The sequence below is a fragment of the Thalassospira sp. genome (assembly GCF_030690045.1).
GTDB lineage: Bacteria > Pseudomonadota > Alphaproteobacteria > Rhodospirillales > Thalassospiraceae > Thalassospira.
In genome coordinates this window covers 210,211-221,845 of the sequence record NZ_JAUYHK010000021.1, presented here as the reverse complement: position 1 = coordinate 221,845, position 11,635 = coordinate 210,211, and the positions used below count along the sequence as shown (strand labels likewise).

Genomic DNA, 11,635 nt, shown 5'->3' with positions numbered 1-11,635 from the left:
CAACCTTAATTTTGTTTTCAAAAAATGTGCTGCCATTTTGGCAAAAAATACGATATATCATCCAGCCAAACCCCAATATCATAGTTTAAAACACTGGTTAATGTTTGATAATGCAGAAGAACCACAAAAGTCTGGATAAAATCGACAAACAGATTCTGCGCGAATTGCAGCGCGATGGCCGCATGTCAAATGTTGAACTGTCGCGCCGGGTCAATCTGAGCCCGACGCCTTGTCTGGAACGGGTGCGCCGCCTTGAACAACAGGGCTTCATCATGGGCTATATGGCCCGTCTTGATCCGCGCAAACTTGAACAGTCTTTGGTGGTGTTTGTCGAAATCACGCTGGATCGCACCACGCCGGATGTCTTTGATATTTTTGCCGCCGCCGTGCGCAAATTGCCGGAAATAGAAGAATGTCATATGGTCGCAGGCGGTTTTGACTATCTGATGAAATTGCGCGTTGCTGATATGTATGCCTATCGCGAATTTCTGGAACGGCTGTCATCGGTTCCCGGCGTCAGCCAGACCCATACCTATGTCGTGATGGAAGAAGTCAAGGTCCGGCCCGGCATCACCATCCCCTGATTGTGAAGCCAGTCAAGTTTACACTTTTTTGACCCAGACAAAGTATATGATGTTAGCATGTTTTGGCTTTGCCGAATGCATGTTCACAGCAGGATGAAATATTCCATGTCTGAAATTACATTCTATTTCGATTTTTCATCGCCTTATGGCTATCTTGCCAGCGAACGCATCGGTGATGTTGCCGCTCGCACGGGCGTTAAAATCGACTGGCGGCCCTTTATGATCGGCGCAGCCTTCAAACAGACCGGGCAGGAACCCCTTTTGCAACACCCGATTCGCGGCCCCTATTTCCGCCGGGATATGGAACGTTGCGCCCGGCTTCAAAACATCCCCTTTATGATCCCGGAAAAATTCCCCTATTCTGCCCTTGCCCCGACACGGGGATTTTACTGGATTGCCAGCTATGATCGCGATGCTGCCGTGCGCTTTGCCCATGATATTTATCGCGGATATTTTGCCGATGGCCTTGATATGTCCGACCCCGAAGTCGTGATCGCCACCGCCAGCCGCCACGAAATCAATGCCAGCGACATGCGCGATGCCATTGCCGCCCCCAAATGGAAACAGCATGTCCGCGACATGACAGAAGAAGCCATCGGGCTGGGAGCTTTTGGATCGCCTTTTTTCTTTTTTGACGGCGAACCGTTTTTTGGCAATGACCGCATCGACCAGCTTGAACACTGGATCGTGGCACGGATTTAGGCGGAAAACCTGATATACGTAAATTCGGTACCGGAATACCAATTTTATCTTGCCGTTTACGTAAACTTCCGCCATAACGGGGCTCAGATCATCAACCCCGTGGGTCTGCCCTGCAACCCCGCAACACACGGTATCGACCGCCATGACGGTACTGAAATCCCAGATCAACATCCGGTCCGAAGAATTCCGCCGCAATGCCGCCCAAATGGCGCAACTGGTGGCGGATTTGCGCGGTCAACTGACCCGCATCAAGTTGGGCGGCGGAGAAACTGCCCGCACCCGCCACACCGGACGCGGAAAATTGCTGCCGCGTGAACGCATTCGCCGGTTGCTGGATGTCGGATCGCCGTTTCTGGAACTGTCGCAACTGGCCGCCTTTGGCATGTATGACGATGAAGACGTTCCGGCGGCAGGCATTATCACCGGCATTGGCCGAATTTCCGGCGTTGAATGTGTGGTGGTTGCCAATGATGCCACGGTCAAGGGCGGGTCCTATTACCCGATGACCGTCAAAAAGCATCTGCGCGCCCAGGAAATCGCCCTCGAAAACCGCCTGCCCTGTGTTTATCTGGTCGATAGTGGCGGGGCGAATTTGCCGCGTCAGGATGATGTTTTTCCCGACCGCGATCATTTTGGCCGTATTTTTTTCAATCAGGCCAATATGTCGGCGCAGGGTATTCCGCAAATCGCCGTTGTCATGGGGTCCTGCACTGCGGGCGGGGCTTATGTCCCGGCGATGTCCGATGAAAGCATCATTGTTCGCAAACAGGGAACGATTTTCCTGGGCGGCCCCCCTCTGGTCAGGGCCGCCACCGGCGAAATTGTATCGGCCGAAGATCTTGGCGGGGCGGATGTGCATTGCAAGACATCGGGGGTCACCGACCATTATGCCCAGGACGATGCCCATGCCCTGTCGATTGCACGTAACATTGTCAAAAACCTGAATTGGGTAAAAAAGCCCGGTGTGACCCTGCTTCCAGCGCAAGATCCGGCCTATGATCCGCAGGAAATATATGGCGTGATCCCGTCGGATGCCAAAAAACCCTATGACGTGCGCGAAATCATCGCCCGTATTGTGGACGGGTCGGTCTTTGATGAATTCAAGGCGCAATATGGCACAACCCTTGTCACCGGTTTTGCCCGCATTTTTGGCTATCCGGTTGGCATTATCGCCAATAACGGCATCCTGTTTTCCGAAAGTGCGCTTAAGGGTGCACATTTCATCGAACTGTGCTGTCAACGCGGTATTCCATTGGTGTTTTTGCAAAACATCACCGGTTTTATGATTGGCCGCAAATATGAATCAGGTGGCATCGCCAAGGATGGTGCCAAACTGGTCACAGCGGTCGCCACCGCCAGCGTGCCAAAATTCACCGTTTTGATCGGCGGATCATTCGGGGCGGGAAATTATGGCATGTGTGGTCGCGCCTATGGCCCGCGTTTCCTGTGGATGTGGCCCAATGCCCGCATTTCGGTGATGGGCGGCGAACAGGCGGCCAATGTCCTGACGCAAATCAAGGCCGATGCCCTTGAAAAACGCGGTGAAACATGGCCCGAAGCCGAACAGGAATCCTTTAAGGGGCCAATCCGCGATCAGTATGAAAAACAGGGGCATCCCTATTATGCCTCGGCCCGGCTGTGGGATGACGGGGTGATTGACCCCGCCGATACCCGCATGGTTTTGGGGTTGGGCATTTCTGCCGCCCTCAATCAGCCCATTGCCAACACGCGATTTGGCGTTTTCCGGATGTAAGGGGATGGTTATGAAAGATGTTAACGCCCCTGACACTGCGCTTTTATGCGATATCCGCCCGGATGGCGTGGCACGCATTACGCTGAACCGCCCTGATATCCACAATGCCTTTGACGATGTTCTGATTGCCGGACTGACCGCGATGCTGGGCAGTCTTGCCACCGATCCAATGGTGCGGGTTGTGCAATTGACCGGGGCGGGTAAAAGCTTTTCCGCCGGGGCGGATTTGAACTGGATGAAACGGATGGCGGATTATTCACATGCCGAAAATCTGGCAGATTCCAAAGCCCTCGCCCGTTTGATGAAAACCCTGAATTTCCTGCCCAAACCGACCATCGCCCTGATCAATGGCGCGGCATTTGGCGGCGGGGTCGGTCTTGCGGCCTGTTGCGATATCGCCATTGCATCAAACCGCGCCGTTTTTTGTCTGTCTGAGGTCAAACTGGGCCTGATCCCGGCGGTAATTTCGCCCTATGTCATTGAGGCAATCGGCACGGCGCAGGCACGGCGTTATTTTCTCAGCGCCGAACGGTTTGATGCCGCCACGGCACAGCGCATCGGCCTGATCCATGACATTGTTCCCGAGGATCGCCTGTTGGCACGGGGGGACGAGACGGCGGCCCTGTTGGTGCAAAACGGCCCGCACGCCATGCAGGCGGCAAAAGATTTGATTTATGCCGTGGCAAACCGCCCGATTGACGATGCGATGATTGATGATACCGCCAACCGCATTGCAAAACTGCGCGCTTCTGCCGAAGGCAGGGAAGGTATCCGCGCCTTTCTTGAAAAACGTGCCGCCCAGTGGGTAAAGGAATAGACGATGCCGCGCAAACTTCTGATTGCCAATCGTGGCGAAATCGCCTGTCGCGTGATCAAAACCGCCCGGCGCATGGGCATTGCCACCGTTGCGGTTTATTCCGATGCCGACGCCCATGCCCTGCATGTTCGCATGGCAGACGAGGCATGGCATATTGGCGGCCCCGCCCCGCGTGACAGCTATTTGCGGCAGGATCGGCTTTTGGAAGTGATTGCACAATCCGGGGCCGATGCCGTACATCCCGGTTATGGATTTTTATCCGAAAATGCCGGTTTTGCCGAGGCCGTGACCAAAGCAGGTGCGGTGTTTGTCGGCCCGCCCACCGCCGCCATTCTGGCGATGGGGTCAAAATCCGAAGCCAAGAAAATCATGGAAAAGGCCGGTGTGCCGCTGGTACCCGGATATCACGGGCGCGATCAGGACCCGGATTTTCTGGCGCGTCAGGCCGATCAAATCGGGTATCCGGTTTTGATCAAGGCATCAAGTGGTGGTGGTGGCAAGGGTATGCGAGCCGTTGAGAATCCTGCCGATTTCTCCGATGCCCTGACCAGTTGCCAGCGCGAGGCGGCATCGAGTTTTGGCGATGATCATTGCCTGATTGAAAAACTGATCACCCATCCCCGCCATGTTGAAATTCAGGTTTTTGCCGACAGTCACGGTAATGCGGTTTATCTGTTTGAACGTGATTGTTCATTACAACGCCGCCATCAAAAAGTGATTGAAGAAGCCCCCGCCCCGCATATATCGGCTGATTTGCGGGCCCGCATGGGCAAGGCCGCCGTCGATGCGGCAAAAGCGATTGGCTATCAGGGGGCGGGCACGGTTGAATTTCTGCTCGATGCCAGCGGCGCATTTTATTTCATGGAAATGAATACGCGCCTTCAGGTCGAACATCCGGTGACCGAAATGATCACCGGCGAGGATCTGGTGGAATGGCAATTGCGCGTTGCCGATGGCGAAGCCCTGCCAAAAACCCAGGATCAACTGACGATCAACGGTCATGCCTTTGAAGTCCGGATCTATGCCGAAGATCCACATCATGATTTCCTGCCCGCCACCGGCAAACTGACGCATATGCACATGCCCGCCGAAACGGCCCATATCCGGGTTGATACCGGCGTTTATGAAGGAGGCGAAGTTTCCATCCATTATGACCCGATGATCGCCAAACTGATTGTCCATGATCAGGATCGCAACAGTGCCCTGCGCCGTTTGTCATCCGCACTGGAGGATGTCCGGATTGTCGGGGTGACAACCAATACCGGTTTTCTGACCAATATCGCCCGCCATCCGGCCTTTATGCGCGGCGAGGTCGAAACCGGTTTTATCCCAACCTGGCTTTCTGATCTGATCCCGGCCATCACACCGCCCGATAACGAAGCCCTGGCCTTTGCCGCGCTGGATATCCTTCTGCACCGCGATGCCGAGGCCCTTGCCCATGCCACCCAAAGCAGCGACCCGTGGTCGCCCTGGCATTTCACCAGTGGCTGGCGGTTAAATGATGATAATCACCACACTCTGATCCTGCGTCATGGCGGCGCGGAAATTTCGGTGCGGGTGCATTATCGCCCCGATGGCTATATTCTAGACATGCCCGATGGCATGTCGATCACGGTACAGGCGCACATCACCACAGATGGCAAACTTGCCGCCACCCTTGACGGTGTCCGCAAACAGGCCAACATCCTGCGCGATGGCAACCGCCTGACGATTTTCCGGGGCGGAAAAACCGACATTCTGGAAATTTTTGATCCGGTCGCCGCTGCGGGGGGAGCCGAAGGCACAGGCAGCGGCCTGACCGCGCCAATGCCCGGTAAGATCATTGCGGTTCTGACCACCGCCGGGCAAACCGTCAAGGCGGGTGACAAACTGGTGGTGATGGAGGCCATGAAAATGGAGCACACCATTTCAGCCCCGGTATCGGGCATAATTGCCGAAATTTTCTATCAGGTCGGCGATCAGGTCGATGATGGTGCCGAACTGATTGCGATTACGGAGGCATCCTGATGCGCCTGCAATCGGGTGATTTGCCCAAATCTGTCAAAATCGTCGAGGTCGGCCCGCGCGACGGGTTGCAAAATGAAAAAACGATGGTCGCAACCGACATCAAGGTTGAGCTGATCAACCGACTTGCGGCCTGCGGCCTGCCGGTGATCGAGGCCACCGCCTTTGTCAGCCCGAAATGGGTGCCGCAAATGGCCGATGCCACCGATGTGATGGCCCGCATCACCCGCAAGCCCGGTGTTACCTACCCGGTCCTTGCCCCCAATATCCACGGGCTGGAATCCGCCATTGCGGCGGGGGCGACCGAAATCGCCGTGTTTGGGGCGGCATCTGAAAGTTTTTCACAGAAAAACATCAATTGTTCGATTACCGAAAGTCTGGATCGTTTCCGCCCGGTCATCACCGCCGCCCACACCCGGAATATTGCCGTGCGCGGTTATGTTTCCTGTGTTCTGGGCTGCCCCTATGAAGGCGAAATTGCCCCGGCAAAAGTCGCCGACATCGCCAAGGCCCTGTTTGACATGGGATGTTATGAAATCAGTCTGGGCGATACGATTGGCACCGGCACACCGGGCACAGCACAGGCGATGATAGATGCCGTCACCCGGCATGTTCCGGTCCGTCACCTTGCCGCCCATTTCCACGATACCTATGGGCAGGCGCTGGCGAATCTTCTGGCGGCATTGCAAATGGGGGTCGCCATCATCGACAGTTCGGTCGCGGGCCTTGGCGGTTGCCCCTATGCCAAAGGGGCCAGCGGCAATGTCGCGACCGAGGATGTGATTTATATGCTGAACGGTCTTGGCATTGAAACCGGGGTCGATTTATCCGGGCTTGTCGAAACCGGAATCTGGATCAGCACACAACTGGGCAGACACCCGGGATCAAAGGCCGGTCTTGCACTATTGGCCCAATCCTGAAGCACCGCATCGCAAACGGCAACAGGCCCGGAAAATTTTCCGGGCCTGTTGCCGTTTGCTCGTGTTTTTATATATTGATCTCAGGCGGCTTTGACCGCCGAGAGGAAGGTTTCGACTTTCTGGCGTAAATCTTCGGCCTGTTCGGACAATTCGCCCGATGCGGCCAAAACCTGTTCTGCGGCGGCCCCGGTTGAAGACGCTGCTTCATTCACCCCGTGAATATTCGATGTCACCTCTGTTGTCCCGGCGGAGGCCTCCTGAACATTGCGGTTGATTTCCTCGGTTGCGGCCCCTTGCTGCTCTACCGCACTGGCGATGGTTGCTGCAATTTCGCTGATTTCGGCAATGGTTTTGCCGATGGAATCTATGGCGATAACTGCCCCATCGGTTTCAGTCTGGATCGCGCTGATCTGGGCGGTAATTTCATCTGTGGCCTTTGACGTGGCATTGGCCAGGTTTTTGACCTCTGCCGCGACCACGGCAAATCCCTTGCCTGATTCGCCTGCTCGGGCCGCCTCAATCGTTGCATTCAGGGCCAAAAGGTTGGTCTGGGCGGCAATGTCGCTGATCAGCCCCACCACATCGCCAATTTTTTGAGCCGCTTCGGCAAGGCCGCGCACCTGAGCATTGGTACGATCCGCCTCGGCTACCGCCTTGTTGGCAACCTGTGCCGACTGACTGACCTGCTGGCTGATTTCAGAAATAGAGGCACTCAGTTCTTCCGACGCGCTGGCAACAGTCTGAACATTGGTCGATGCCTGTTCCGCAGCGGCGGCGACAACTGCCGACTGACGGCTGGTTTCCTCGGCGGTTGCCGTCATCGAAGTTGCAGTTGCCTGCATTTCAGTCGCGGCCGAGGCCACGGTTTTCAGAACCATCGAAACATCACCATCAAAATCATTGGTCAGTTTCTCAATCAGCTTTGCACGTTCCTCGCGGCGTTTCTGGTTTTCGGCCTCTTGCGCGGCCAGCTCTTCGGCCTTGATCATGTTTTCCTTGAACACCAGAACAGCCTTGGCCATTTCGCCGACCTCATCGCTGTGATCCTGTCCCGGGATGACGACCGATTTGTCGCCATTGGCAAGTATGCGCATCGTCGACGTGATCGCAACAATTGGGCGCGAAATTCCAACCCCAATGAACCAAGCAATGACGATGCCAAGAACAACGGCGACAACGGCAATTATTTCGGCGACAACGACCTCAAATTCAATTTCTTCAACAGTTTTCATAGCAAGTACATCTTGCTCTTTCTTGCTGGAAATCTTGACTTCTTCGATCTCTTCCGCAATTCGCGGGCCAACCACGTCAAGCTGATTGTCAATAATCGCCTGTCTTTCGGACGGGTTATTGCTTGCGATCAGTTTCCCAAAAGCATCGGAAAAGCTTGCTATGTCCCCCTCCGTCTGACGCACGATTTCAATCGTACGAGGATCAACAACCATCTCGAGAAGTTTTTTGTTCATCTCGGATGCTGCGGACAATCTCCCAACGGCCAGTTCTTTTACCTCATTTGAGGGATTATTCTGATACGCAAGAGCGGCAAGACGTGCATCCTGAAGGTTTGACAGTACATACGAAGACTGGTTCGATATTTCTGCCAGTTCCCGATATTTCACAAAATTATCTTCTGCCCGGTAAAGTGACATAACCGAGAGAATCGACAATATTCCCAGCAAAAGGAGGACCACACCAAATCCGCCAAATATTTTTTGCGATATCTTTATTTTCTTAAAAAATGACATTCCATTCTCCAATACCCAAAAGCACCCATTAAGTTCAGTATTGTATATACATAAGTATATTATGCCAAATGTTAAACCCTGCATAAAGTGATATCGTTCACATCTCTAAAATAACAAAATAAAAACAATATATTAAGTCGGTGAAAAACCAGATTGCCGCGACATCTTTCTAAAAAAGGTGGTGCCTTTGCAAATTGTACGCCGGGAATTGACGGTTCGATCACAGACCTTGCGATTTTCCTATACCAAAGGATCGGTGGTAAATCGCAGTTGGCGCCACAAACAAAAAACGCCCGCCAGGTTTCCCCGGCGGACGACTTTTTTTGCTCGTGTTTTTATGCGTTTGTAATCAGGCGGCTTTGACCGCCGACAGGAAGGTTTCGACTTTCTGGCGTAAATCTTCGGCCTGCTCGGACAATTCGCCCGATGCGGCCAAAACCTGTTCTGCTGCGGCCCCGGTCGAAGACGCTGCTTCATTCACCCCGTGGATATTCGACGTCACCTCGCTTGTACCGGAAGAGGCTTCCTGCACATTGCGGGTAATTTCCTCTGTCGCTGCCCCCTGTTCCTCGACCGCGCTGGCGATGGTTGCGGCAATCTCGTTGATTTCGGCAATCGTCGCACTGATCGACTGGATCGCCCCCACCGCATTGCCGGTTTCCTGCTGAATACCGGTAATCTGGGCGGTGATTTCATCGGTGGCCTTTGACGTCGCATTCGCAAGGTTTTTAACCTCTGCCGCCACAACGGCAAAGCCCTTGCCCGCCTCGCCGGCACGGGCGGCTTCAATCGTCGCATTCAGGGCCAAAAGATTGGTCTGCGAAGCAATATCGCTGATCAGCCCCACCACATCGCCAATTTTCTGGGCGGCTTCGGCCAGTCCGCGCACCTGGGTATTGGTACGGTCCGCCTCGGCCACCGCCTTGCTGGCGACCTGTGCCGATTGGGCCACCTGCTGTGAAATTTCGGCAATCGAGGCGGTCAGTTGTTCAGAGGCGCTGGCGACCGTTTGCACATTGTTCGATGCCTGTTCGGCGGCGGCGGCGACCACGGTGGACTGACGGCTGGTTTCTTCGGCGGTTGCCGTCATCGAGGTTGCGGTGGCCTGCATTTCGGTTGCGGCAGATGCCACGGTTTTCAAAACCATCGATACATCGGCATCGAAATCGTTGGTCAGTTTTTCGATCAGCTTTGCCCGTTCTTCACGCTGTTTCTGCGCAACAGCTTCCTGTGTGGCAAGCTGTTCCGCCCTGATCATGTTTTCCTTGAACACCAGAACGGCCTTGGCCATATCACCAATCTCGTCCTTATGGTCCTGCCCCGGAATCAGGATCGTTTTGTCGCCCCCGGCCAGAACATTCATCGCATCGGTGATGGAGCGGATCGGACGCGAAATGCCGGTACCAATCAGCCATGCCGAAGCAACCCCCAAAATAACGGCTACCACGCCAAGAATGGTTGCCGTAGTTACCGCATTCTGGATATCGACAGTGGCTTGCGGACCAAGAACATCCTGTTCGGCCTTAATGCCAAGCTTGAATGCCTCCAGATCAGCTGTAACACGCGGTCCGATCACATTAAGTTTTTCATCGACGATCCGGGTCCGCAAAACCTCGTCACCAGAAGCAGCCAACATCTCGTTGAAGGCTGCCACATAGGCTTTCAAATCCGTATCCGCAGCATTAATGACCTGCTGTTTCTCTGGAGAATCTGCCATCCCGACAAGTTCTTCATTCAGCTTGAGTGTTTGCTGTAACCGTTCCAGAGCCCGGTTTTTCAAATCATCCGTTGCAGTCGCCTGATAGCTTCTGATCGCCACACGGGCTTCAAGCAAGTTGACCTGCACCCGCGCAGCCTGGTTCGATTGCAGGGCAATCTGACGATAACGGGCAAAGTCACTGTTCGCGCTTTCCAGTGAAATCACCCCGATTGCCGCAATAAGGACAAGCAGGGCCAGAACGCCCCCAAAGCCTCCAAACACCTTTTTTGAGATGTTGATATTTTTTAGAAATGACATTTGGTCCCCCCAAATTATCCCGTGATGAGCTCTACAAAACGATGCCGGAATGCCTCGAAATTTTAAAAAATTTATAAATTTACTTGTCAGAATTTGTCAGAATGGGAAAAGCAGCCTGCAAAACAAACCGTCTTTTCCAAGACCAAACCCTTGTTTTGCCACGATTTCTCTTGCCCGTGACTCCGGATGAAACACGAAGTATCATCGCCGACTCAGACGGGAGACCCTTTCCGGTTCGGGAAGCGGGAAGGTAATTTGCAACGGATGTCACCAACCGTATTTGTCCTGCGGCAAAAACCGGATGACAAAAGATGAAGACATTTGATGTCAGACATTGGCAAGACTGATGCCCTGATGAAAAAGCGTGCGGATCAAAACAGAACCTGCACCGCCGTGGCACCACCCGTACCTTACCGGTCACTTGCTTTTGGAACGCCCCGACCAGTTATGCTGGCATATGAAGATATTCAATTTCAGGAACCACTAAATAATGGATCAATTAATACCCATTTTCAAGAATAAAAACCAGATCGGATCAGAAAAATGGAATATTTTTGAACCATTAAACCAAAAAGTATCTTTGTTTTTATATATTTTCAATCAATGGGCGTATTATTTCAGATATGCCAGCCCGGTACAGGAAGCAACCGCATGACGGGCAGTTTTAGCGAGCGCATCAGAAAAGCGCGGAAACATATCGGGTTAAGTGCGACTGAAGCCGCCAGCATGGCCGGGCTGACCCGGAAATCGTGGGAGCGTTATGAGCTGGACATAAATGAACCAAAAGCGTCATCCCTGTCCATGCTGGTCGAGAGGGGGATCGACGCAAACTGGCTGCTGACCGGCAAGGGCAGCATGATTCAATCCCAAGGGGATATACCGGAAACAACACCACTGGACCCGGATTTGTTGCGCATCATTATTGAGGAACTGGAAACTTTCCGGCAAACTCACAAGCCGGCATGGGACAGCACCCAAGTTGCCCGCATCATCGTGCTTGCCTATGCCATGATGGCGGCAGAACGCCAGAAGGGTAATATACCCGACCCGGCATCCTTGCATTTTCTGATGCAGGCGGCGGCCTTATGACACG

The 11,635-nt window shown here is 53.8% G+C and carries 9 protein-coding genes; 7 read left to right on the top strand and 2 right to left on the bottom strand.

Translation table 11 applies throughout. From position 1 onward, the window contains the following. The first annotated feature begins 110 nt into the window (after positions 1-110). From Q8O73_RS18350 to Q8O73_RS18325, 6 genes are all read left to right on the top strand, one after another. The gene (locus Q8O73_RS18350; protein ID WP_305559651.1) at positions 111-584 is read left to right on the top strand and encodes an Lrp/AsnC ligand binding domain-containing protein; all 474 of its coding nucleotides are present in this window, start codon (positions 111-113) and stop codon (positions 582-584) included. A gap of 105 nt (positions 585-689) precedes the next feature. Continuing rightward, positions 690-1,286, top strand: coding sequence for a 2-hydroxychromene-2-carboxylate isomerase (locus Q8O73_RS18345; protein ID WP_305559650.1), 597 nt, complete (start codon positions 690-692; stop codon positions 1,284-1,286). 142 nt (positions 1,287-1,428) lie between these two features. Further along, positions 1,429-3,039 (top strand): carboxyl transferase domain-containing protein, encoded by a 1,611-nt coding sequence (locus Q8O73_RS18340; protein WP_305559649.1) that lies wholly within the window; start codon positions 1,429-1,431, stop codon positions 3,037-3,039. Between the two features lie 10 nt (positions 3,040-3,049). Then, positions 3,050-3,856: an enoyl-CoA hydratase/isomerase family protein gene (locus Q8O73_RS18335; RefSeq protein ID WP_305559648.1), complete on the top strand. Its 807-nt coding sequence runs from the start codon at positions 3,050-3,052 to the stop codon at positions 3,854-3,856. Between the two features lie 3 nt (positions 3,857-3,859). Next, the gene (locus tag Q8O73_RS18330) at positions 3,860-5,863 is read left to right on the top strand and encodes an acetyl/propionyl/methylcrotonyl-CoA carboxylase subunit alpha (RefSeq protein WP_305559647.1); all 2,004 of its coding nucleotides are present in this window, start codon (positions 3,860-3,862) and stop codon (positions 5,861-5,863) included. Continuing rightward, positions 5,863-6,780 (top strand): hydroxymethylglutaryl-CoA lyase, encoded by a 918-nt coding sequence (locus Q8O73_RS18325; protein WP_305559646.1) that lies wholly within the window; start codon positions 5,863-5,865, stop codon positions 6,778-6,780. The genes Q8O73_RS18330 and Q8O73_RS18325 overlap by 1 nt, the downstream gene beginning before the upstream one ends. 80 nt (positions 6,781-6,860) lie before the next feature. On the opposite strand, the gene Q8O73_RS18320 is transcribed toward Q8O73_RS18325, so the two are convergent. Further along, positions 6,861-8,246, bottom strand: coding sequence for a methyl-accepting chemotaxis protein (locus Q8O73_RS18320; RefSeq protein ID WP_305559645.1), 1,386 nt, complete (start codon positions 8,244-8,246; stop codon positions 6,861-6,863). Positions 8,247-8,874: 628 nt separating this feature from the next. After that, positions 8,875-10,542 (bottom strand): methyl-accepting chemotaxis protein, encoded by a 1,668-nt coding sequence (locus Q8O73_RS18315; RefSeq protein ID WP_305559644.1) that lies wholly within the window; start codon positions 10,540-10,542, stop codon positions 8,875-8,877. A gap of 603 nt (positions 10,543-11,145) precedes the next feature. On the opposite strand from Q8O73_RS18315, the gene Q8O73_RS18310 reads away from it, so the two are divergent. Next, a complete protein-coding gene (locus tag Q8O73_RS18310) occupies positions 11,146-11,631 on the top strand; it encodes a helix-turn-helix transcriptional regulator (RefSeq protein ID WP_371135105.1) in 486 nt (161 codons plus the stop codon). Positions 11,632-11,635 lie beyond the last annotated feature (4 nt).